Raw genomic sequence first — 21,724 nt, forward strand, 5'->3', positions numbered from 1 at the left:
ATATGAGTCGCCGCCTGATCCTGATCCGCCACGGACAAACTACCTATAACGCCACCGGCCGCATGCAAGGCCACTTGGATACCGAGCTGTCTGAGCTGGGCTATGAGCAGGCCCGCGCTGCCGCGCGCCTGCTCCAGGATCAGGGCGTGTCCAAAATCGTTGCCTCCGATCTCATTCGTGCGAAGGAAACCGCCCGCGTCGTCGCCGAAGCCCTCGGCGTGGACTTCAGCACGGATGCCCGCCTGCGCGAAACTCACTTGGGTCAGTGGCAGGGCAGAACCTCTGCTGAGGTAGATGCGGAGTTTCCAGGCGCGCGCGCCATTTGGCGCCACGATCCCACCTGGGCCCCGCCGGAGGGGGAGTCTCGCGTGGACGTGGCTGAGCGTGCCCGCCCCGTCATCGATGAGCTCATGGAAGACTTTGCCGGCTGGGACGCCGGCCCCGTCCTCATCGTGGCCCATGGCGGGGCCATCTCGGCGCTTACCTGCCACCTGCTTGGCCTTGACCACGCGCAGTACGGGATCCTTTCGGGGCTGAAGAATACCCACTGGTCGCAGCTGACTGCTCGCCCGGACTTTAACCCGGCAGCGCCGCTGTCCTCGCTAGACTTCACCCCAGATAATGTGGGTAATGCCCAGTGGTACTTCGACGGTTGGAATATGGGCGGCGAGGTCACCGGGGATGGCGGGGCGGATATCTAGTGGCGGTTCGCGTCATTACGGATTCCGCTGCGGGCCTGCCCCGGGAGCTGGCGGAGCAGCTATCCATCACCGTCATTGACCTCCACCTCATGGAACGCCACGGCAAGGATGGCTTGGAGCAATCTACTTCGGGATTAAGCGCGCTGGAGCTGGCAGCCGCCTATGGCCGCGAAATGGAGCGCTCTCAGGATGATGGCGTGGTGGCCATACACCTATCCAAAGAGCTTTCTTCCACCTACTCCGCCGCAGTGACTGCTTCGGGCGTTTTCCCGCACACGGTGCGGGTGATTGATTCCGGGTCGGCCGGCATGGCGATGGGTGCGGCCGCCATGTCCGCAGCCAAGGTCGCCTCCCGCGGAGCCGGCTTGGAGGAGTGCTACGCTGCGGCCATGGACACCCTCAAGCGTGCGGCTACCTGGGTGTACCTGCATTCCACGGAGGATCTGCGCCGCTCCGGCCGCCTTTCGCCGGCCACAGCCGTGTTATCTACGGCGCTTTTGGCCACCAAGCCGATCATGTCGATTAACCGCGGCAAGCTGGAGCTGGTGGGAAAAACCCGCACCCAGACCAAGGCTTTTACCAAGCTAGTAGACCTCATTGCCTCCCGCGCCAACGGGAAGCCGGTCTTCGTCGCCATCCAGCACAACCACGCCGAAGGCGCGGCCGCCAAGCTGGAGGCGCTGCTTGAAGCGGCCCTGCCGCAGGGCTCGTCCTTTATCTGCACCCCGCTTAACGACGTCCTCTCCGTCCACGTCGGCCCCTCCGCCATCGGCGTATCTGCGGTGTTTAGCTCGGAGCCTCCCGCCGATCCAGCGCATCCTCACACGCGTGGTCGACCACGCGCCTTCCCACCGCGCCGTTCTGTGGATAACTAGGCCCAGTGCGCCGGGTTCGTTGACGTCCCCAACAAGTTATCCACAGCCCGCCTTCGCTGTACCTACTGCCTTAGCGCCCACGCCTTTATTCTCAGCGCCATGGCGGCACCCAAGATTAGCGAACGACTCCGCGAATTTACCCAACCCACCGGTGAGGAAGAGCTCCTCGCCGTCGATTATCCTCGCCCGCGTCTGCGCATTAGCCCGTGGCAAGCCTGCGCCGTGGCGGTCATTCTCGTCGTCGGCGTGGTGGCGTGGCTTGGCATCAACGCCCGCTCCGATGAATCCTCGGGCATGCCCGAGCCTGCGGCAATAAGCGGTGATTCTGGCACTGCACCCAGTGCAGAGCCCAGTGAAATCATCGTCTCTGTCATTGGCGAGGTGGCCGAGCCCGGCTTGCAGACCCTCGAGCCCGGCGCGCGCGTCGCCGATGCCCTCGACGCCGCTCAACCCCTTCCCGGTGCAGACACAATCGCGCTCAACCATGCCCAGCGGCTTTCCGACGGCCAGCAGCTCCACATCCTTCCCTCCGGCGCCGCCCCACCTCCCGCACCCGGCGAACCAGCCCCATCCGGCGGAAACGGCATCAGTACCGGCGGCGTGAGCCTGAATAACGCCACCGCGGAGGAACTTACAGAACTTAAGGGCGTTGGTGAGGTCACCGCGCAAGCTATCGTGGCGTACCGCGAGGAACATGGCGGCTTTCAAGATATCGAGGAACTACTCGAGGTCACCGGCATCGGACCGGCGAAGCTAGCGCAGCTTAAAGACCAGGTCCAGCTCTAAGCTGAGTACGAGCACGCGATGCGAGAACTGCGGCTCGTCCCCGGCGCGGCCACCGCTTGGCTGGCTGTCATTGCTGTGCTGCTAGGCGGCCGTGGCTGGGCAATCTTTATCATTGCGGCGGTCGTCGGGTGCTGCCTGATCGCCCGCCAATGGGGCCAAGCGCTATTTTCCGGAATGGTCGCGACAGCCGCGGCGCTGGTTGCCGCGGTGCGCCAGGCCCGTGCCGCTGCGTTCGACCTCGGCACCGAGGTTACCGGCCGCCTGACCACCGCGCCGACGCAGACCAGCACGGGCGGCTGGCTGCTGCGGCTTAAGGTGCCGGGCTACCCGACTCAACTGCCGGTCTTTAGCTCGGAACCGGTCCCGGCCGCTGCGGGCGCCGAACTCACGGCCAGGGTGGAGGTGAGGGAGTCGGATAGGGCGGGCGTCGGAAAGCTCAGCGCCACTGCCACAGACGTGCAGGTAACCGGTGAGCCCGAAGGCCTAGCCGGCTGGGCGGCCCACGTGTCCGACACATTTCGCGCTCTGGTTGTAGATACCGTCGGTCCTTCCAGCCAGGGCCTGATTCCTGGCATGGTGCTCGGCGATACTAGCCTGCAAAGCTCTTCAGAGCGCGACCTGTATATCATCACCGGCCTTTCGCACTTAAGCGCAGTTTCCGGTGCAAATGTCGCCATCGTGTGCTCCGCCGCAGCCATGGTCTGCGCCGCCTTCGCGCTGGGGCCACGCGCCCGCGTGGCCGCCTCCCTGTGCGCCCTGGCCACCTATGTTGTGCTCGTGGGCTTTGAACCCTCCGTCCAGCGCGCGGCCGTCGCTGGGGTAGTGGGCCTGCTCGCCGTGCTCAATTCCACGCGCATGGAGCCGATTCATGCCTTAAGCCTCGGCATTATCGCCTTGCTCTTCGTGGATTCCGACCTCGCCGTGCACTTTGGCTTCGCCCTTTCCTGCGCGGCGACGCTCGGCATCGTGGCGCTTAGCCCGCTCATTTATAAACACTTGGCCACAACCGGCTGGCCCGCCATTTTTCTGCGCGCGGTCGCTGTGGCCATTGCCGCCGATATCGTTACCCTGCCGCTAGTCGCACTCATGTCCGGCGAGGTCTCCGTGGTCTCCGTGTTGGCCAATATCCTGGTTGAGCCCGCCACCGTGCCGATTACCATCGTGGGGCTTATCGCCGCCGTCTTAGCCCAGCTCGGTCCACTCGATGTGCTAGGTGCGGGCTTGCTGCGCCTTATAGAACCCTTTTCGTGGTGGATTAATACCATCGCCCACGGCGTGGCCCACCTTCCGGTGGTCACCATCCCCGCTAGCCCGCTTTTTACGCTGCTGGCCTACGCCTGGATCATTGCCGGCCTCCTCTATCACCGCCCCTGGCTGACTCTGGCGCTGACGCTAGCGGGCATCGCCTGGCTCGGTGTGGCGGCAGGTTAGAATGGCGGGCATGCCTCCAGTACATCTCATCCTTGGCGACGATGAATTCCTCACCGAACGCGCCCGCCTGCAGATTCAGCGTGCCGCGGCCGAGGAGAGCGGCCCAACCGGTGCTCGCCCCGAGCTGACCAAGCTTAAAGCTTCCGAAGTCTCCGAGGGCGAAATCCTCGAGGCCACTAGCCCCTCTCTTTTTGGAGATAGCCGCGTCATCGTCATCAGTGACTGCGAGCGAGCCGGCAAGGAAGTAGTCGATATCATCCTGCGTGCCTGCGCGAACCCCGCGCCGGGCATGACCATGGTCATCATTTACTCCGTGACGGCCAAGACCCTAAAGAAAAAGAAGAAGCAACCTGAACTGGTGGCCAAGCTGCGCAAGATTGCCGAGGTTCACGAAGTCTTCTCGCTCTATCCCAATGAGCTGGGGCAGTGGGCCACCCGCGAATTCTCCTCCCACGGTGTGCGCCCGACCCCGGACGTCATCCATGCCGTGCTCGAAGGCGTGGGCTCTGACCTACGCGAGCTGGCCTCTGCCATCTCCCAGTTGGTGTCCGATACCGGCGGCAACGTCACCCGCGAGGCCGTGCAGAACTACTACGTCGGCGTGGCCGAGGTTGCCAATTGGGATATTGCCGATGCCGCCGTTGCCGGCCGCGTCGAAGCCGCCGTGTCCACCTGCCGCCGCGCCCTGCAGCTTGGCGCCAGCCCCGTGGCGATTGCCGCAGCGCTAGCCAATAAGGTCGGAGCCGTAGCCCGCCTGTATTCCGCCCGCGGGGACCAGTATTCTTTAGCTAGCCAAACCGGCCTAGCGCCCTACGTGGTCAAGATGACCCAGCCGGTGGCTCGCCGCTGGTCCGCCGATAATGTCACCAAGGCCGTCATCCTCGTCTCGGAACTCGATGCCGCCGTCAAAGGCCAAGGCGGTGAGCCCGAATTCGCCATAGAGGCGGCCCTCAAACGAGTCGCGGAACTGGCGCGATAAGCTAGAAGCTATGTCTGAGACGCAAGTGCAGGAATTCGCCGGTCGGCTCTTTGACATGGCACGCGAGGGCAGCTTGGACCTCCTGGCCTATATCGACCACGGCGTAAATATTGACCTCGTGAACCAGGACGGCCAGTCCTTCCTCATGCTCGCGGCCTATCACGGCCACGCCGAGCTGGTTACCGCACTTGCTCGCGTCGGCGCGGACGTTAATCTGCTCAATGACCGCGGTCAATCACCCCTGGCCGGTGCCATTTTCAAAAAGGAAGATGCGGTCATCGACGCCCTCTTGGCCGCCCACGCCGACCCTGCCGCCGGCCATCCCTCCGCGCTGGAGTCTGCCCGCATATTTGGCCGCGAGGACCTTATCCCGCGCCTAGAAAGCGAGGCAGGGGAGTGACCTGGACGTCCTTTTTCACCCTCTTGTTGATGAATCTGGTGGGCGTCGCTTCGCCCGGACCCGACATTATTTTGGTGACCCGCTACGCCACCCGCTCGCGGCGCCACGCCATAGCCGCAGCCGCCGGCATCCAAATCGGCGTGCTCTTTTGGTGCACCGCCACCGTTTTCGGCGCCGCAGCGCTGCTGACGGCTTTTCCGGAAATTTTGGGAGCGGTTCAGGCCGTTGGCGGCTGCTTCCTGGTGTTTATGGGTTCGCGCGCCTTGCGCAGCGGCATCGCCCAGCGCGCCAACCCGCCGGTGGATCTGGAAGACGCCGCCGCGCAACTCGGGCGCCTACGCTCTGCCTTCAAGGTCGGATTAGCCACGAATATGTCCAACCCGAAAATCGTGCTTTTCCTCGCCGCGATGATCGCCCCGCTGCTTCCCGCCAGCCCTCCCATCTGGTTGGCCATCGGGTTGACGCTGTCCTTATCGCTTTCGGCCTTCCTCTTTTTCCTCGTCGTTGCCACAGTAATTTCTACCAACGCCGTGCGCCGCAAGCTCATCGCCGCTGGTCCGTGGATCGATATCGGCTCGGGCCTGTTTTTCATTATCGCCGGCATCGTCCTTATTGTCTCCGGCGCGCAGAACCTCCTGCACTAAAACAGCCGCGGCATTCCCTCCGCCACCGTGTCGAGCACCCACTGGGTCCAGCGGGCGACGGTGGAGGCGCGCCGCCGGGACGTCGCTAAGCTCAGGCCCAGGTCATCCATCGCCGCAATAATTTCCGCGGTGCTGGCGACCGCGCCGCGAGCCAAGCTGAGTTCGAGCACCTCGCGAAATACCCGCCGCGCCGCCAACGTCCGTATAAGCGCCGCATTTCGGGCATCGCGCTGCGGCTGCTCGATAATTCTCCTCCCGCGCTCGGTGGGCTCCCAGGCCTCATCCACCGGCACCGCCAACCCCAGGTAGCGCGCGGCGTTGGCATAATAGTCCGCCTGCCGCGGATCGAAATCATAGCGCTGAGTAATCTCTGCCTTACTCAGCGGCTGCAGCGTCATGAGCTCCAAGAGGTTGACCACCCGCTCAAAGTTATTGGCCTGCGGAAAGGGCACCTCCGGCTCGGCCTCAGGCTCCACCGCCCGAACGATATTCAGCGCCGCCTGCGCATCCAGGTGCGAGGCCGACAGTGCGTAGCGGGCGCTATCGACCAGCGCAATGCTGCGAAAATCGGCCGGATCCCTAAATTCATAGCGGTATAAATGGAAAATGCCATTGGAATACACCAGGTAGACCGGCACCACTTCCTTGGCAAGGCGCTGTTGGAAGCGCCGGTAGGGAAAATAGAGCTGCCGGATATTGAAATCATCCGAAAGGTGATTTTTCGCCTCCACCAGCACTAGATGCTCGAGCGATTCAAAACCGCCGTCGATTTCCATCTGTGCGCGGTCCACCGCCACCTCCACGCCCAGGTCCGGTAGCCGCACCTGCATCTCGCGCGTGGACATGCGGCCTGCCACCGTAGCTTGCAAAGGCCCGCAGGCCAGAAAATCTTCTAGCATCCCGCTTGCCGACGCCCCATTTAACGCCACCGCCTCCGAGCTCACCCCCTCCAACGAGAGGGTATCTAGACCCGCTGGCAGCTGCAGCGTACGTACCTCCCCGCGCTGTGCCTGCGGAAACTTCTCGTAGAGGTTGAACCGACCCACCAAGTATTCGCTGCGGCTTACCGGCACGATGCCGAGCTGCAGGCGCTGAAAGATCCAAGGCCGCGAGGTGGAAAAATCATGCTTGGCCATCAACCGTGGCTGCCGAGCAGAGATCCTCTCTACTTCCCGCGCGCTGATGAAAAAATACCCGCGCCGTTCCAATTCTTCGCCGTAGCCAGCCGCCAAGATGCGCAGCCAACCCCAGTCATTAACGCCTAGCTTCACCGACTCCGGAACGCCAAAACGTGCCCGCAGCTCCTCCTGCAGCTCCCGCCCCGCGTGCGCCTTCGGCCCGCTAGTCACCGCTGACCTCATAATTGCGCACCAGTACCTCATCGACCTTGCCGCGCTTCGAAGCGACGGAATTGATCGCCCGCATTGCCCCCACGATGCCTACCTCATAATCCGCATAGAGCTCTCGGATGAACTCGGTGGCCGAATTCGACAGCAGAAACTTTGCCCCGCGTTCGTCCAACTCATCGCAGACCTCTTTGAGCCGTTCTTGCTCCGCGCGGTCAAAGCCGCCCTTTTGATAGCCGGTAAACGAGCTCGTCACATTGACTGGGTCATAGGGCGGGTCGAAATAGACAAAATCGCCTTCGCCTGCTTCTGCCACCGCTGCGGCGAAATCGCCTTGGGAAAAGATCACCTCATTTTCCGCAAAATAGCGGTGCACCGCACGCAGCGTGTCTTCATCGCAAATGGTGGGATTCTTATAGCGCCCGAACGGCGCATTAAATTGACCTGCCGTATTCACGCGATACAGACCGTTATAGCAGGTGCGGTTGAGATACAGCGTTCGTGCAGCACGCTCGATGGGGGAGAGGGCGGCAAACCGCTTCGCATCCCTGTCCACTGCGCGCAGCGCATAGAAGAACTCCGCCTCATTGGGATAGCTCACGAGTTCTGCAATGAGCTCGTCGACGCCGCCGCGTACCACCTCATATAGGTTGATGAGCTCAGCATTGAGATCATTGACCCGTGCGCTTGCTGGTTGGAGCGAGAAAAGCACCGCGCCGCCACCGATGAAGGGCTCATAAAACCGCCGCGGGACATCCGCCGGTAGGGCGGCGTGGATATGTGGCAAGAGCTGGCGCTTTCCGCCCGCCCATTTCACCAGTGGCTTAACGTTTTTCATCGTTGACTCATCTTAGCGGCCCTACCCGACACGAGCACCATTGGGCTTTCGAACGTGCGGGCGGATAACTGGAGCGGAGGGCTGGCCGTACAGGTACTTTGGTTGTCTAACATCACAGCTTTGTTAAATAGTTCTATGACGGGCCTAAACGTACGGCCATGCCGGTAGTAAATTCTTCCCGTGCGCACGGCTGTTTCCATAGTCGAATATTAGGTAATAAAATCACCCCAAACGCCTTAGTTTGTAGGGAAATACCATTTTCACCTAAAGATTTAAGGGTTTAGAAAACGAAAGTAAGGCCCTTAGAGCGTCGGGACAGAAAGGGGCATTTATGCCGCGTATATCACAAATCCGAGTCGCTGCGCTCAACCTCGTCATCGAAGCCGGATACGGCGGGTTTACTATGGAGGAACTCGCCCAAAAGGTAGGCGTTTCCCGCCGTACCCTTTTTAATTACATAAAAGACAAAGAATCGGCAGTTTTAGGTCCCGAATTTTCGGAGGAACTAGAGCACCAATTTCAGAATTTCGCCGCCGGACTGCCCACCGGAAGCCTGCGCGAAGATTCTGAAATCGTGGCCAAAGCCGTATTTGACCGCGCCGTGGGTGATGAGTTCTTCCCCGAAATTTCCCAGCTGACGGCCAAGGCACTAGCTAAGGATACGAAGCTGCGTGCCCTGTATTACCAGCGCAATAGCCGCACTATTGAGCGCCTCCGCCAAGCCGTGCAGGCCCGTGAGGGTTGGAAATCCTCCGATCCGCGCCTCACGCCGACCGTCAACATCATCCACACCCAGTTTCTGACCGCCTTCGAGATTTTTGTGGAAACCCGTGGAGGAACGTCGCTTAGTGAAGCCTTCCGCAACGCCGGCGCCATCTTCGAAGATTATTTCAACGACGAACTGGCCTAAGCCTCACTGCTCGGGTCTACGCTAAGAAAATCCCCCGGTGCGCTCCGTAGAGTGCGACCGGGGGGATTGTCAGTGCAATGGCTCTTAGTCCATCTTATTGAACGCGGAAGCCATGCCGGACTTCTTGTTGGCTGCAGTGTTGCGGTGGAAGACACCCTTGGACACGGACTTGTCCAGGGCGCGAGATGCCACGCGCAGCTGCTTCTCAGCTGCAGCCTTGTCGCCAGTGGCAACGGCCTCGCGGAACTTGCGGATCTCGGTACGGACGGCGGAGCGAACGCCCTTGTTGCGGCGGCGTGCCTTCTCGTTGGTGATAACGCGCTTCTGCTTGGACTTGATATTTGCCATGAAAAGATACCTCTTAGTAATCGAAAGTGATTGACATAGAAACCGACCTGCTCGGACTATTCCCGCGGCCAGCAATCGCTGGCACGCTCGGCGCTGGTATTCGAAGAGCGAACCCAAGGTCCTGCCCGCCCCGACCAACGCGCCCGGCAAGTAAGTAACCAACATACAATAGCAGTACCGAATCCGACCTGCCAAAACTCTCAGCATGGTCGCCGTCTGTGCGACTGGTTAGGCCCAGTGGTAGCGCGCGCGTAACCTATTCGCGATTCTTTCGAACCGGCGTTCGGGAAAAAGTGTGCCTTGTCGGCGCACCTGCTCTTCGGAAACCTCCAGCAAGCGGTCGAGGCGCACCCAGCAATCGCACCCGGATTCGTCCCACTCGCCGGCGCCGATTTCCAGCCAGGCGTCGTCAAGCGCATGCTTCGGGTTGGGGGAGATAAGCAAACCCATCACCGTGGTGCGCGTGCGGCCGACAACCAGGATGGCGCGCTCACGCGGCGGGGCCTGCTTGCCTTCGGCCGGGGCCCATACCCAGACCACCTCGCCGGAATCAGCCTGGCCATCCATATCGGGGGAGAAAAATATGGAGCGGGGGTGAGAGGCGGTGGCCTCGACTCGGATATCAGCGGCCTTACGCGGCTCGTGGAACTCGTCCGACCTATCCAGCCCCAACCGGGAATTAATGCGGGTCAGGCCGGTGTCTATAGGCTCGCGCTCGCTGATTCCCAGCGCTTGGCGCAGTCGGGTGAGCATGGCGCTTTTCATGTCGACTATTGTAGACGTATGTCTGAAAACTTTGCGGCCACGACGTTTACGGATCCCGCCCGAATCCGAAACTTCTGCATTATTGCTCACATCGACCACGGCAAGTCGACGCTGGCGGACCGCATCCTGCAGCTATCCAAGGTGGTTGCGGAGCGCGATATGCGTGACCAGTTCCTCGATAATATGGACATCGAACGCGAACGCGGTATCACCATTAAGGCGCAGAACGTACGCCTGCCCTGGGTACCCCAGTCCGGTCCGGACGAAGGGGAGCAGATCGTCCTCCAGATGATCGATACCCCCGGCCACGTGGACTTTACCTACGAGGTCTCCCGCGCCCTCGAGGCGTGTGAGGGTGCCATCTTGCTTGTCGACGCCGCCCAGGGCATCGAAGCCCAAACCCTTGCCAACCTGTACCTGGCGATGGAAAACGACCTGGAAATCATCCCGGTCCTCAATAAAATCGACCTGCCGGCCGCCGACCCGGAAAAGTACGCGCTGGAAATCGCCAATATCATCGGCTGCGAGCCAGAAGAGGTCCTGCGCGTATCCGGCAAGACCGGCGAGGGTGTGGTCGAGCTGCTGGACAAGGTCTGCGAGTTGGTGCCGCCGCCGTCCTCCGAGTTCGACGCGGATGCGCCGGCCCGCGCCATGATTTTTGACTCCGTCTATGACACCTACCGCGGCGTTGTCACCTATATCCGCATGGTCGATGGCAAGCTCACCCCGCGCCAGAAGGTCACCATGATGTCGACCAACGCTAACCACGAGCTGCTCGAAATCGGCATCGTGTCCCCCACGATGCAAAAGTGTGAAGGCTTGGGCCCCGGCGAGGTGGGCTACCTCATTACCGGCGTAAAGGACGTGCGCGAGACCAAGGTGGGCGATACCGTCACTTGGTCCAACGGCGGCGCCGAAACTCCGCTTAAGGGCTATAAGGACCCGGACCCAATGGTCTATTCCGGCCTTTTCCCCATCTCCCAGGCCGATTTCCCAGACTTGCGCGATGCTTTGGAAAAGCTGCAGCTTAACGACGCCTCCTTGACCTTCGAGCCCGAAACCTCCGTCGCCCTCGGCTTTGGTTTCCGCTGCGGGTTCTTGGGCCTATTGCATATGGAAATTACCCGCGACCGCTTGGAGCGCGAGTTCGGTCTCGACCTAATTTCCACCGCGCCGTCGGTGACCTACCGCGTGGTGGCCGAAGACGGCGAAGAAAAGTGGGTTCACAACCCGTCGGACTGGCCGGAAGGAAAGCTTAACGAGGTCTACGAGCCGGTGGTGAAGATGACCGTCATCGTGCCCGAGCAATTCGTCGGCCCCACCATGGAGCTCTGCCAGTCCAAGCGCGGCCAGATGGGCGGCATGGATTACCTTTCCGAGGACCGCGTGGAACTGCGCTACACCATGCCGCTTGGTGAAATCATCTTCGACTTCTTCGATATGCTCAAGTCCCGCACCAAGGGCTACGCCTCGTTGAACTATGAAGAGGCCGGCGAGCAGCTCGCGGACTTGGTCAAGGTCGATATCCTGCTCAACGGCGACCCGGTCGACGCCTTCTCCGCCATCGTCCACCGCGATTCCGCCCAGTGGTACGGCAATAAGATGACCAAGAAGCTTAAAGAGCTCATCCCGCGCCAGCAGTTCGAGGTGCCGGTGCAAGCGGCCATTGGTTCGAAGATCATTGCCCGCGAGAACATCCGGGCCATGCGCAAGGACGTGCTGGCCAAGTGCTACGGCGGCGATATCTCCCGTAAGCGCAAGCTGCTGGAGAAGCAGAAGGCCGGTAAGAAGCGCATGAAGACGCTGGGCTCCGTCTCGGTGCCGCAAGAGGCTTTCGTGGCTGCGCTGTCTACCGACGCCGACGATTAACCCCGTACCCCCTATTGGCAAAGTGGAGCCGAATAGATTCTTAACATTTCGTTAACGGCTCCCGGGGTGCGGCCGGCAAAAGTTCAAAGTGAGCTGCTTCTATAGGGCGTCCCCACGGCCGGGGACGCCCTTTTAATCTAGTTGCAGTCGGTGTTTTGGCGGCGTTAAATTTCGATTCGAAAGCGACCGATGACTCGCCTGGTGAGCCACAGCCACTTTCGACCTGCCCCGCAAATTCTTGACCAAGGTTGGATTTTTAATGAAGCTTCGCTCTCGCGCTGTGGCCCTTTGCGCCGCCGCAGCCGCCACTACGTCCCTTGTCCCCGGCGTTGCCCAGGCAGCCACCACGACCCCAATTGAACACGTCGTTGTCATTTACTCGGAGAATATTTCCTTCGACCACTACTTTGGCACCTACCCAAACGCCCTGAATAAGGACGGCGAAAAGCTGCAGGGCAGCGACAAGGACGCCCCAAAATTTACCGCCAAGAAAGACACCCCCAAGGCGAAAAACCTCGAAAATGATGGCGTAATGGGGAACAAGAACCCCAACTCCGTCAAGCCTTTCCGCATCGGGCCAGACCATGCAGTAACTACGGACCAGAATCACCACTACGGCGATGAGCAGGCCGCATACAACGGCGGCAAGATGGACAAGTTCCCGGAGACTGTATCCACCGACATCGATAAGTCTTCCAACGGCTATTATGCCGTTCCAGGCATGACTATGGGCTATTACGACGGCAATACCGTCACCGGAATGTGGAACTACGCGCAAAACTTTGCGATGAACGACAATAGTTACTCCACTATCTTCGGCCCATCCACCCCAGGCGCGCTGAATCTGATTTCCGGAACCGTGGCCGGCGGGACCATGCATGACCCAGCCACGGGCGAGCAGAAGAAGATCGAACCTGGCAAGAACCACGCCCTCGCTGGGGTATCCGAAGATGGCAAGACCGCCACTGTTGTCGGCGACCCAGATCCGCTTTACGACGACTGCTCGAATAACTCTTCCGCCGGCACCAACCAGGTCACCGCGATGCACTCCAAGAACATCGGTGACCAGCTCAATGACAAGGACGTCACTTGGGGCTGGTTCCAAGGCGGCTTCCGGCCAACCGAGGAAGCTACAGACGACGCTCGCGCACGCTGCGGCGCCTCCCACACCACGCTGACCGGCCAGAACAAGACGGACTATAACCCGCACCACCAGCCGTTCCAGTACTACGCTTCCACCGCGAATCCGCACCACTTGGCGCCGTCGAGCGATGACATGATCGGCAAGACTGACCGCGCCAATCACCAGTACGATCTGCAGGACTTCGATACCGCTCTGGAGCAGGGCAACCTGCCGGCCGTGTCCTTCCTGAAGGCTGCCAACTACCAAGACGGACACGCCGGTTACTCCAACCCGCTAGACGAGCAGGCCTTCATCACCCATTACATCAATGAGCTGCAAAATTCCCCAGAGTGGGATTCCACCGCGGTCGTTATCGCCTACGATGACTCCGATGGCTGGTACGACCACAAGGCCCCAGAAATCCGCAATGGTTCCAATGACCCGCACCAGGACAAAGAAATCTGCACCGCCGCCGCAGCAAAAGTAGGCGTTGCCGGCGGAAAGGACGGCCAGTGCGGGCCGGGTACCCGCCAGCCTTTGCTGGTTATCTCCCCATACGCGAAGACTAACCACATCGACTCCACTTACACCGAGCAGACTTCCGTCACCAAGTTCATTCAGGACAATTGGGGACTCGGCCGTCTAGGGGGCATTGCCTTTGACGAGCGCGCCGGCGAGCTCAACAACATGTTTGACTTCAACGCCGCCCACAAGGCCCCGAAGCTTTTCTTGAACGAGACCGACGGTACCGTGGCCAAGGACTACGCCTCCATTGAAAAGGTGGATAATTCCTCCCGCGCCGGCACCAACCTCAAGGACGTCGTCGAGGGTATGGACGACCCCAAGGTCACCGAACAGGGCGTTCCCAACATCACCAAGCTGCCCCAAGATGCGAAGCCACAGCCAGGTGCGAATAAGCCCGATGATTCGAGCTCCAGTTCTTCCGCTGGTTCTTCTAAGGGCGGTATCATTGCGGCTATCCTTACGGCTCTGGGCGTCGGCGCAGGGGTTGTCGCTTGGTACATGAATGGCCACCCCGGCCTAGACCTGAAGAAGCTGCAAGATTTTAAGCTCCCGCCATTGCCCAACCTCCCGTTTTAATCAATGAAAACCTTCCATTTTGCCACCGCCGCGGTGCTTGCCATCGCGGCCATAGCTCCTACTGCCGTCGCCCAAAGCTCTTTGAGCTCTCTCGGTTCTAGCTCGTCTAGCTCGCGAGACTCGCGGCCGGCGGCGTCGACAAGCACAAGCGCGAAGCCGAAAGAACCACAGCTGAATGTGCGCGACGTGTATTCATGTCCTACGCCGGAGAAGGTACGGGGGCAGGCATCGTGGAAGGTCTATAACACCTCAGGGCTTGCGCTCACCGTCTACGTGGCAGATGATGCGGGCAACGCCTACCAGGTCCTCGAGCGCGTGGGCACCCCAGCCAAGCGCGCCTGGGCCCCGAAACTGCAGGACGGCACATACCACCTCACCTGCGTTTTCCACAATGATTCGGCCGTGAAATCTGATGATTTTGCGGTCACCGGTTCCACCATCACCGATGCTCCCAAGATGGTCCCCATTACTGACCGTGAGGTCGCGGCCGTGGCCATTCAGCAAGCGGACAGGCAGAAAAAGCGTGTGCCCGAGCTACAGAAGAAAGCCCACGCTCTTGCTAAAGCCACCTCGAAAGATCGCCGCGCTGCCCAAGCGGCCTACCTTGACTACCTCGAGACCTACCGATCCTTCGACGATTCCAGCGAGATGTGGCCGGGGCCCGGCTTGGAGGGATACATGGACGTCGAAAAGCTGCTGTGGTCCAAGCACCCCGTCAAGGATGCGGCGAAGCCTGCCCGCGCGCTTGCCGACGCCGTCGATAAAACCGCCCGCGCCCTCGATACCTCCCATTTCGCCATTCCCGCCCCCGACTACGGCCTGCGCACCCATGAAGTAATGGAGGAATTCGAGCGCTTCGACATGCGCGGCGAACGCGATTTCGGCGCCCATGCCCTGCCCACCGCGTTGCGGGGCGATGTTATTTCAACCCGGCTGACGCTGGATGCCGTCCGCTCCCTTGTCGAGGGCCGTGGGCTCGATACCTCGCCCATCTATGAGCAGCTGGATGAGCTTGACAAGCTCGCCGCAGAGTTCGATAAAAAATATGACACCGCTTTTGATAAGTGGTCCCAGAAGGACCGGATGCGTGTGCAGTCCGCCGTCGCGCGTGCCAATGAACTGCTTGCCCCTGTCGCCACGATGACCGTAGTCAGAAGGATGGATTAGTGCCCTGCCCGTTTAATTTTTCCCGCCGCTCGTTCCTCTCTGGGCTCGCGGCCACCGCCGCGCTTTCTGGCCCGGCAGCAGCTGCCAATGCGCAGTCCAGCCTCGCGGGCTCTTCCTTTGGTTCCTCTAAGCGAAGCGAAGGCGCTGCTGACCATGCTTCTCCATCGCCGCGCACCGAGGCGGACGCTCCGCTCGAACTTCCTTTCCACGGCGAGCACCAGCAGGGGATCGTGACCCCAGCCCAAAAGTATTCCGAGGTCGTCGCCCTCGATGTACAGTTCACCGAGAAATCGCGCTTAGAGAAGTTGCTTCGCACCGTGACTGAGCGCGCCCGCATTCTTACCTCCGGCGGCGCTACTGCGGCCGATGGCATTGGCTATCCCGCCGGCGATTCCGGGGAGCTAGGACCGCAGCTTCCCACCGATAGTTTGTCCATTACCCTCGCAGTGGGCAATTCGCTTTTCGACGACCGCTTCGGTCTTAAACCCCACAAACCCGTCCACTTAAGTTCCATGCAGGCTTTCGCCGATGACACGTTGGAGGAGGAGCTATGCCACGGCGACCTCGCCCTGCAGATTTGCGCCGACCAGCACGACACCGTCATTCACGCGCTGCGCGATATCTTGCGGCACACCCGTGGAGATGTGGCCGTGCGTTGGCGCCAAAACGGTTATATGAATGAACCGCGGCCGTCTGGCACCCAGCGCAACCACCTTGGGTTTAAAGACGGCATCGTCAATCCAGCCGAAAAGGATCAGGACAAGCTGGTTTGGGCCGGTACGGACGAGCCGGACTGGGCCGCCGGCGGCAGCTATATGGTGGTTCGCCTCATCGCTATGTATACGGAATTCTGGGATCGCATCTCCATTGCTGAGCAGGAGCAAATCTTCGGCCGCGACCGTGCAACCGGTGGCCCGCTTTCCGGTGGCGACGAATATGCCGAGCCCAACTACCTCGACGATGCCACCGGTGATGTCATCCCCACCGACGCGCATATTCGTTTGGCGAATCCGCGCACGCCAGAAACCGCGGACCAGCTCATGCTGCGCCGCGCCTATAACTACGACAATGGCGTGCGCGATAACGGCACCCTCGATGTCGGTCTCGTCTTTATCTGCTTCCAGCAGGACTTGGAGCGTCAGTTCATTACGGTGCAAAAGCGCCTCGAAGGTGAACCCCTAGCGGACTATATCCGACCCTATGGTGGTGGCTATTTTTATGCTTTGCCCGGCGTCGCTGATGACTCCGACTTTTTCGGCCGCTCCCTCCTCCAAGCCTAGAAATGCTTCACCGACTCGCACTGTGCGGGAAAGCCGTGTGATCTGGGAAGCGTCCGCCCAAAAAATGAGGGCAGGGTCTTCAGCTTGAATTGGCCCACGGCGGGACCCAGACTATTCGGCCCCGCCGCCGCGCTAACCGGCCGCGCACCGGCGGGGCGTTCGGGTCATCGTCATTGACGCCGTTGTGGTACGGACACGCCACACTGAGATTCGCCATATTGGTCTCGCCGCCGTGTTTCCACGCCCGCAGATGATGAATCTGGCACTTATCTGCCGGATAATTGCACTCGGCCCACGGGCACGTGGGGTTTTCCGCGCTCGCCATCAGCCGCTGCTTGTCCGAGGCATGCCGCGAGGTGCGATACAGGTTCACCGGTCCCTCATAGGGATGGACGAGCGTGACAAGTCCGCAGTCGGCAAGGCGCTTTTCCACCAGTTTGGCACCGCTAATTTCGGCCCCATTGGTCAACCGCAGCGTAATTTCCTCGCCTCCACCGTCGAGGATTTCATCTAATTCATCGAGCTGGATGATGATATTCGTCATCGCGGCAGGGCGAGCCGTGGCCCCGCCGCGGAAGAAAATATTCTCCACGGAATCCAAGGGTTTCTCTTCGCTGATGCTGGCGTGCAGGTCAGCGATGAAATCGGAATCACCGGTAATCGAAAGCGTCGACGGCCCGCCCTTGCGCCGCGTCATCCGCACCCCCTTCTCCGGCTGCCGCGGCGGATACATCTCCTTCAACCGCGTGCGGGCAAGATGCTCCACATCCCGGTCTGTCGCGCACAATTCAGCGCGCAGCGCCCACGCGTCCCGCTTGGATTTCGTGCGGGAGACGTACTTTTCGATGATCTTCAACGTCGCTAAGCAATGCTTAGTCGCCCGGCACGAGCGCTGCCGGCGGGTGAAGGAGGTGGGGCCAAAGTAGACGTCGGCAAGCGCAAGCAGGCTACGAGCTTCCTGCCGGGGCAGGCCCAGCCGACGCAGATCCGCCTCGCGCACGCCGGAGACCTCGCCGAGAAGCTCCATCGGCGAGGCAAGTTGGCGGGCGTAGTCCTGCAAGCGGGTCATGCCCGTGAGCATAAGACACCCCGCAAGGCCGCAGCAGCGCCCCCGCGTGAGCCTGTGGATAACTCGCCTCTCCCGTCACACCACCCCCGAACCCACCCGGCAGCCTGTGGATAACCTGCGGTACCCTCGAATGCGAAAGCGAGAAAAGGAGCCCACCATGACTGACCCGACCAAGCGAATCCGTCCTACCAACCCCGGACGCCTGGCTGCCCCACGCCAGGCCCAGCAGCTGCCGCCCCTGCCGGTGACTCGGGCGCGCATTGGCGAGCAGATGGCCACCGAGGTCTTTCAGGAAATGGGCGAGGAGATGCTCGAAGAGTTGCAGAACTTCCGCCGCGATCTGCACCGCAACCCGGAAATCGGCCTGGACCTGCCGCGTACGCAAAAGAAGGTCTTGGAAGCGCTCGAGGGCCTACCGCTGGAGATCCACGTGGGCCAGGATTTGAGCTCGGTGGTGGCCGTGCTGCGCGGCGGCCAGCGCGGCGAGCGGCCGGTGTCGGTGCTTTTGCGCGCGGACATGGACGCCCTCGAGGTACGCGAGCAGACCGGCAGCCCGTTTGCCTCGACGAATGGGTATATGCACGCCTGCGGCCACGACCTACATACCGCCGGACTGGTGGGCGCAGCACGGATTCTGTGCGAGCATCGCGAGGAGCTGCACGGCGACGTTACCTTTATGTTCCAGCCCGGCGAGGAAGGGCCGGGCGGCGCGCTGCCGATGATTGAAGAGGGCGTGCTCGATGCCGCTGGCCGACGCCCCATTGCCGCCTACGGCCTCCACGTTGGCCCGCAGGACCGCGGCACGTTCCACTACGTGCCAGGCCCGATGATGGCTAGCTCGTCCAACCTGACCATTACTGTGCTGGGCAAGGGCGGGCATGGCTCTCGCCCACACGATGCCATCGACCCGGTGGCTGCGCTGGCGGAGATCCAAATGTCGCTGCAGACCGCACTGACCCGCCGCTTCGATGCGCTCGAGCCCATCGTTATTACCGTGACCAACCTGTGGGCCGGAGACGGCGCGTATAACGCCATTCCGGAGCGCGCGGCCTTGGGTGCGACGGTGCGCGTGCTGCGCGATGAGAAGATCGACGCCGTGCGGCAGATGATTACGGAGGTCTCCAGTTCTGTCGCTGCTTCGCACCGGTGCACCGCACAGGTGGATTTCGAGGTTTTGTACCCGACCACCAAGACGAATCCGCGGGAAAATCAGTTTGCCGCCACCTTGTGGAGCCAGATGTTTGGCACCGAAAACGTCCAGCCTTTCGATGCCCCGATGATGGCCTCCGAAGACTTCGGCTACGTCCTCGCGCAAGTGCCGGGCACGTTTATGTGGATGGGCACGGCCAATCCAGACAAGCCCGAAAATGAGCGCGAGTGGAACCACTCTCCGATGATGCGTTTCGATGACTCGGTGCTGGGAATGCAGTCCGCGGCACTGGCGGCCGTCGCATTTGAGCGCTTGGCCACCGAAAACGAGCACCCGTCCGCGCAGACGAAGGCCATGCGCGATGCGGCCGGGGTGCAAAAATAATTCATCCCTAGGGATTATGGCCGCTGGCTTAAGCTTTAGGCCATGATCAGAACGAAGTGGAGCACGGCCGGTATCGTTGCCGCTTGTGCGGTGGCGAATTGGCTTATCGGCGTAGTACTGATGAGCATGGATATCGAGGAGTATTCACCGTCGTTTGAGGAGTACGGGCCCTATATCTGTACCGGTTTTGCGGTGGGCGTGGTGACGATTATCGCCCTGCCCTTTGCGTTAGAGCACCAGCCGCGCGAGCTTTCCGACGTCGACTATAGCGGCTCCACCCGTAGCTTCATCGCTGGCTGTATCGTGCTGCTGGGGTCGAGCTCCTATTTTGGTGCGGCTAGTGGAGTCGTGGCTTTCATTTCCATGGTCTCGCGCCGTTCGACCTCGCGCTCGGTGGCCGCAGTGGCGTGCTTCGTGGCGGCGTTTGCGATTGATGCGTTCTTCAACCCCTATATGGCCTGGGACGATATCGGATGGGTTGGCGCCATCTTCGTTGTGGTCGTGATAGTCGCGGGGTTATTGGTAGGCCAAAAGCGTGGCAATCTGCGCGAAAAGCGGTGGCGGGTGGAGCAGCAAGCCCGGATGAATCGCGAAGAGATGCGTGCCAAGGTAGAACGCGCGCGGCAAGAGGAGCGCGAGAGTATCGCGCGGGACATGCACGATACGCTCTCGCATCGGCTAAGCCTTGTGGCCATTCATGCGGGTGCGCTAAGCTATCCGCGCGAGGGCGTGCCCGACGAGTTCACAAACGCAGCGCGCACCATCCGCACGGAGGCCCAGAAGGCGGTAGAAGATTTGCGCACCGTTCTAAGCGCCTTGCGCGAAGACCTCTCCGAGGATCCGCGCACCACCTTAGAAGAGCTAGTCGCGGCCGCGCAGGAGGCCGGCACGCAGGTGACCGTGACCTACGCGGACGGTGCCAGCCCGGATGTTTTTACTGGGTTGTCCACGATGGCGCAGCACGCCGTGCACCGCGCAGTACAGGAGGGCCTGACCAATGCACGCAAGCATGCCGCAGGCCAGCCGGTGAGCATCACGGTGCGCGAGGTGGCCGGTGAGGTGGGCGTCGAGATGCGCAACCCGCTCCCGGCGGAAAAGGCAAACGGTAGCGCGGGTGCCAGCGCCGGCGGCTACGGGCTGGTGGGACTGCGCGAGCGTGTGGAGCTATCCGGCGGGCGCATGAATGTCCACGTCGGCGAAGAAGGTGAGGAATTTAGCTGGAGCATCCTGCTACCACTGGCGCATAAGGAGGCCGCGCAATGAGCGAGATGAGTTGGCAACTGCGCCATCCCGATTACGGGCTTATACGCATTGACCTAGAAGAAACCAGGACCCGCGAGGGCTGGACAGGAAAATACTTAGATTCTAAGCGCAGCCTTTTTACCTCCACGGTCGACGGCACTACGCGCAAGCTCAGCTATACCGATACCGATGCTTCGGCCTATAGCGTGGAATTCCTGCGCGGAAATAGCGATGATAATGCGCCCGAAGACGCAGATCGCATCGAGCTGGTGGAGCGCCGTGGCTATATCGTGCCACAGTTTCGCGGGCAAGGAGCGAGAGTGATGTTTGCGGCGGTGGGGGAGCCGGGCGTCGATAAGCGGCTGCATCGGGTGAACCTGTGGACGTTGCTCCTGCAGACTGCGCTGACATTCATTGCGGCCACGCTAGTCATCGAATTTTTCCCCAAATTCTTCGAAAAGCTAAACGATATTCTCGTGCCCTCGTTCCTTAACGCCGTAGTGGCGGGCCACGCCAAGATAGTGCCGGTAGTACTGGCGATCTTCGTGGCGCTTACAGTGGCGTATACGCCTGTTGCGTCGCAGTTTTGGCGCGCGCGGTGGAATCAACCAGTGGGAAAGGAAGCATGATGGCCGACGCACTGCGTGTAGTGCTCGTTGACGACGAGGATCTAGTCCGCAGTGGCCTGCGCCTGCTGCTATCCAATGCGCCCGATATTGAGGTCGTGGCCGAGGCGAGCAATGGCCGAGACGCGGTGGCTACCGTGCTCGACGTGCAGCCCGATGTGGTGTTAATGGATATTCGCATGCCGGTCATGGATGGCATCGCGGCCGTGGAGAAGATCTTGTCGGTCCACGCCGTGCCGATAATCATGCTTACGGCCTTTGATACCGATTCCTTCATCCTGCGGGCCCTGCGCGCCGGGGCGGCCGGGTTCTTGCTCAAGTCGACGCCGCCGGAATCGCTCATGGCGGCCGTTCGCGCGGCCGCGGCGGGGCAGCCGTTGTTGAGCCCGCAGGTCGTCGACAAGCTGGTAGGCATGCAAAGCCCCGCGCTTTCCGACGCCCAATCACACCACGCCCGCACCCGGCTTTCCACTTTGAGCTCGCGCGAGCGGGAAATCGCCGGGCTGGTGGCCCAAGGCTTGAATAATCAAGACATCGCCGACCAACTGGTGGTGTCCCTGGCGACGGTGAAGTCGTATATGCAGCATATTTTGAAAAAGATCGGCGGTACCAGCCGTGTGCACATCGCAATTATGGTCTTAGAGGCGCGTGGCTAAGGCCGGAGAATCCTCCCTGCGGGGGATACCGCGC

At 61.1% G+C, this 21,724-nt stretch carries 21 protein-coding genes; 16 read left to right on the forward strand and 5 right to left on the reverse strand.

Annotated features, from left to right (window positions below):
- The first annotated feature begins 2 nt into the window (after window positions 1-2).
- The 7 genes from RAE07_RS00195 to RAE07_RS00225 all read left to right on the forward strand — a co-directional run bounded on the left by RAE07_RS00195 (window position 3) and on the right by RAE07_RS00225 (window position 5,816).
- Complete coding sequence (locus RAE07_RS00195) at window positions 3-701, forward strand: histidine phosphatase family protein (RefSeq protein ID WP_200288743.1); 699 nt, start codon at window positions 3-5, stop codon at window positions 699-701.
- On the forward strand, window positions 701-1,576 hold the full coding sequence (locus RAE07_RS00200; protein WP_023020949.1) for a DegV family protein: 876 nt from the start codon (window positions 701-703) through the stop codon (window positions 1,574-1,576). The genes RAE07_RS00195 and RAE07_RS00200 overlap by 1 nt, the downstream gene beginning before the upstream one ends.
- 99 nt (window positions 1,577-1,675) lie before the next feature.
- Window positions 1,676-2,362 (forward strand): ComEA family DNA-binding protein, encoded by a 687-nt coding sequence (locus RAE07_RS00205; protein WP_200288744.1) that lies wholly within the window; start codon window positions 1,676-1,678, stop codon window positions 2,360-2,362.
- A gap of 18 nt (window positions 2,363-2,380) precedes the next feature.
- A complete protein-coding gene (locus tag RAE07_RS00210; protein ID WP_317001061.1) occupies window positions 2,381-3,793 on the forward strand; it encodes a ComEC/Rec2 family competence protein in 1,413 nt (470 codons plus the stop codon).
- A 1-nt stretch (window position 3,794) separates the two neighbouring features.
- The gene (gene holA, locus RAE07_RS00215; RefSeq protein ID WP_317001062.1) at window positions 3,795-4,772 is read left to right on the forward strand and encodes a DNA polymerase III subunit delta; all 978 of its coding nucleotides are present in this window, start codon (window positions 3,795-3,797) and stop codon (window positions 4,770-4,772) included.
- A 10-nt stretch (window positions 4,773-4,782) separates the two neighbouring features.
- Complete coding sequence (locus tag RAE07_RS00220) at window positions 4,783-5,172, forward strand: ankyrin repeat domain-containing protein (RefSeq protein ID WP_023020953.1); 390 nt, start codon at window positions 4,783-4,785, stop codon at window positions 5,170-5,172.
- Window positions 5,169-5,816, forward strand: coding sequence for a LysE family translocator (locus RAE07_RS00225; protein WP_023020954.1), 648 nt, complete (start codon window positions 5,169-5,171; stop codon window positions 5,814-5,816). The genes RAE07_RS00220 and RAE07_RS00225 overlap by 4 nt, the downstream gene beginning before the upstream one ends.
- Here RAE07_RS00225 and RAE07_RS00230 read toward each other — a convergent pair.
- Together RAE07_RS00230 and RAE07_RS00235 are read right to left on the reverse strand one after the other, a co-directional pair.
- Window positions 5,813-7,165 (reverse strand): type II restriction enzyme, encoded by a 1,353-nt coding sequence (locus tag RAE07_RS00230; protein WP_317001063.1) that lies wholly within the window; start codon window positions 7,163-7,165, stop codon window positions 5,813-5,815. The two genes, RAE07_RS00225 and RAE07_RS00230, sit on opposite strands and share 4 nt — an antisense overlap.
- Window positions 7,158-8,000: a DNA adenine methylase gene (locus tag RAE07_RS00235; RefSeq protein ID WP_317001064.1), complete on the reverse strand. Its 843-nt coding sequence runs from the start codon at window positions 7,998-8,000 to the stop codon at window positions 7,158-7,160. Before RAE07_RS00235 ends, RAE07_RS00230 begins: the two co-directional genes overlap by 8 nt.
- Window positions 8,001-8,331: 331 nt before the next feature.
- Between RAE07_RS00235 and RAE07_RS00240 the strand changes: the two genes are divergently transcribed.
- Complete coding sequence (locus RAE07_RS00240; protein ID WP_023020957.1) at window positions 8,332-8,910, forward strand: TetR/AcrR family transcriptional regulator; 579 nt, start codon at window positions 8,332-8,334, stop codon at window positions 8,908-8,910.
- Window positions 8,911-8,994: 84 nt separating this feature from the next.
- Here the strand turns inward: RAE07_RS00240 and rpsT are convergent, their stop codons facing one another.
- Together rpsT and RAE07_RS00250 are read right to left on the reverse strand one after the other, a co-directional pair.
- Window positions 8,995-9,258, reverse strand: a complete 264-nt coding sequence (gene rpsT / locus RAE07_RS00245) for a 30S ribosomal protein S20 (protein WP_023020958.1) — start codon at window positions 9,256-9,258, stop codon at window positions 8,995-8,997.
- Between the two features lie 228 nt (window positions 9,259-9,486).
- The gene (locus RAE07_RS00250; RefSeq protein ID WP_023031165.1) at window positions 9,487-10,023 is read right to left on the reverse strand and encodes a type II toxin-antitoxin system PemK/MazF family toxin; all 537 of its coding nucleotides are present in this window, start codon (window positions 10,021-10,023) and stop codon (window positions 9,487-9,489) included.
- Window positions 10,024-10,041: 18 nt separating this feature from the next.
- On the opposite strand from RAE07_RS00250, the gene lepA reads away from it, so the two are divergent.
- The 4 genes from lepA (at window position 10,042) to efeB (ending at window position 16,563) form a co-directional block, all read left to right on the forward strand.
- Window positions 10,042-11,892 carry a translation elongation factor 4 gene (gene lepA / locus RAE07_RS00255; protein ID WP_023020960.1) on the forward strand — a complete coding sequence of 617 codons (1,851 nt, stop codon included), beginning with the start codon at window positions 10,042-10,044 and terminating at the stop codon, window positions 11,890-11,892.
- Between the two features lie 259 nt (window positions 11,893-12,151).
- Complete coding sequence (locus RAE07_RS00260) at window positions 12,152-14,116, forward strand: phospholipase C (RefSeq protein WP_317001065.1); 1,965 nt, start codon at window positions 12,152-12,154, stop codon at window positions 14,114-14,116.
- A gap of 3 nt (window positions 14,117-14,119) precedes the next feature.
- Window positions 14,120-15,283 (forward strand): EfeM/EfeO family lipoprotein, encoded by a 1,164-nt coding sequence (locus RAE07_RS00265; RefSeq protein WP_317001066.1) that lies wholly within the window; start codon window positions 14,120-14,122, stop codon window positions 15,281-15,283.
- Window positions 15,283-16,563, forward strand: coding sequence for an iron uptake transporter deferrochelatase/peroxidase subunit (gene efeB / locus RAE07_RS00270; protein ID WP_200288748.1), 1,281 nt, complete (start codon window positions 15,283-15,285; stop codon window positions 16,561-16,563). Before RAE07_RS00265 ends, efeB begins: the two co-directional genes overlap by 1 nt.
- Window positions 16,564-16,642: 79 nt before the next feature.
- Here the strand turns inward: efeB and RAE07_RS00275 are convergent, their stop codons facing one another.
- Window positions 16,643-17,632 (reverse strand): HNH endonuclease signature motif containing protein, encoded by a 990-nt coding sequence (locus RAE07_RS00275; RefSeq protein WP_317001067.1) that lies wholly within the window; start codon window positions 17,630-17,632, stop codon window positions 16,643-16,645.
- A 157-nt stretch (window positions 17,633-17,789) separates the two neighbouring features.
- Here RAE07_RS00275 and RAE07_RS00280 point away from each other — a divergent pair, with 157 nt between their 5' ends.
- Genes RAE07_RS00280 through RAE07_RS00295 form a run of 4 tightly spaced genes read left to right on the forward strand, consistent with a single transcriptional unit; the run spans window position 17,790 to window position 21,690 of the window.
- Window positions 17,790-19,166 (forward strand): M20 metallopeptidase family protein, encoded by a 1,377-nt coding sequence (locus tag RAE07_RS00280; protein ID WP_284835877.1) that lies wholly within the window; start codon window positions 17,790-17,792, stop codon window positions 19,164-19,166.
- Between the two features lie 42 nt (window positions 19,167-19,208).
- The gene (locus RAE07_RS00285; protein ID WP_317001068.1) at window positions 19,209-20,429 is read left to right on the forward strand and encodes a sensor histidine kinase; all 1,221 of its coding nucleotides are present in this window, start codon (window positions 19,209-19,211) and stop codon (window positions 20,427-20,429) included.
- Entirely contained in the window at window positions 20,426-21,037 is a 612-nt protein-coding gene (locus RAE07_RS00290) for a hypothetical protein (RefSeq protein WP_317001069.1), read from the forward strand. The genes RAE07_RS00285 and RAE07_RS00290 overlap by 4 nt, the downstream gene beginning before the upstream one ends.
- Window positions 21,034-21,690, forward strand: a complete 657-nt coding sequence (locus RAE07_RS00295) for a response regulator (RefSeq protein ID WP_317001071.1) — start codon at window positions 21,034-21,036, stop codon at window positions 21,688-21,690. Before RAE07_RS00290 ends, RAE07_RS00295 begins: the two co-directional genes overlap by 4 nt.
- Window positions 21,691-21,724: the final 34 nt, after the last annotated feature.

This window comes from Corynebacterium nasorum, assembly GCF_032821635.1.
GTDB classification, from domain to species: domain Bacteria; phylum Actinomycetota; class Actinomycetes; order Mycobacteriales; family Mycobacteriaceae; genus Corynebacterium; species Corynebacterium kefirresidentii.

Coding starts and splice junctions, on each gene's coding strand:
- RAE07_RS00195 (WP_200288743.1), top strand. CDS start 3: ATGAGTCGCCGCCTGATCCTGATCCGCCACGGACAAACTACCTATAAC.
- RAE07_RS00205 (WP_200288744.1), top strand. CDS start 1,676: ATGGCGGCACCCAAGATTAGCGAACGACTCCGCGAATTTACCCAACCC.
- RAE07_RS00210 (WP_317001061.1), top strand. CDS start 2,381: ATGCGAGAACTGCGGCTCGTCCCCGGCGCGGCCACCGCTTGGCTGGCT.
- holA (WP_317001062.1), top strand. CDS start 3,795: ATGGCGGGCATGCCTCCAGTACATCTCATCCTTGGCGACGATGAATTC.
- RAE07_RS00220 (WP_023020953.1), top strand. CDS start 4,783: ATGTCTGAGACGCAAGTGCAGGAATTCGCCGGTCGGCTCTTTGACATG.
- RAE07_RS00235 (WP_317001064.1), bottom strand. CDS start 8,000: ATGAAAAACGTTAAGCCACTGGTGAAATGGGCGGGCGGAAAGCGCCAG.
- RAE07_RS00240 (WP_023020957.1), top strand. CDS start 8,332: ATGCCGCGTATATCACAAATCCGAGTCGCTGCGCTCAACCTCGTCATC.
- rpsT (WP_023020958.1), bottom strand. CDS start 9,258: ATGGCAAATATCAAGTCCAAGCAGAAGCGCGTTATCACCAACGAGAAG.
- RAE07_RS00250 (WP_023031165.1), bottom strand. CDS start 10,023: ATGAAAAGCGCCATGCTCACCCGACTGCGCCAAGCGCTGGGAATCAGC.
- lepA (WP_023020960.1), top strand. CDS start 10,042: ATGTCTGAAAACTTTGCGGCCACGACGTTTACGGATCCCGCCCGAATC.
- RAE07_RS00260 (WP_317001065.1), top strand. CDS start 12,152: ATGAAGCTTCGCTCTCGCGCTGTGGCCCTTTGCGCCGCCGCAGCCGCC.
- RAE07_RS00265 (WP_317001066.1), top strand. CDS start 14,120: ATGAAAACCTTCCATTTTGCCACCGCCGCGGTGCTTGCCATCGCGGCC.
- RAE07_RS00275 (WP_317001067.1), bottom strand. CDS start 17,632: ATGACCCGCTTGCAGGACTACGCCCGCCAACTTGCCTCGCCGATGGAG.
- RAE07_RS00280 (WP_284835877.1), top strand. CDS start 17,790: ATGACTGACCCGACCAAGCGAATCCGTCCTACCAACCCCGGACGCCTG.
- RAE07_RS00285 (WP_317001068.1), top strand. CDS start 19,209: ATGATCAGAACGAAGTGGAGCACGGCCGGTATCGTTGCCGCTTGTGCG.
- RAE07_RS00290 (WP_317001069.1), top strand. CDS start 20,426: ATGAGCGAGATGAGTTGGCAACTGCGCCATCCCGATTACGGGCTTATA.
- RAE07_RS00295 (WP_317001071.1), top strand. CDS start 21,034: ATGATGGCCGACGCACTGCGTGTAGTGCTCGTTGACGACGAGGATCTA.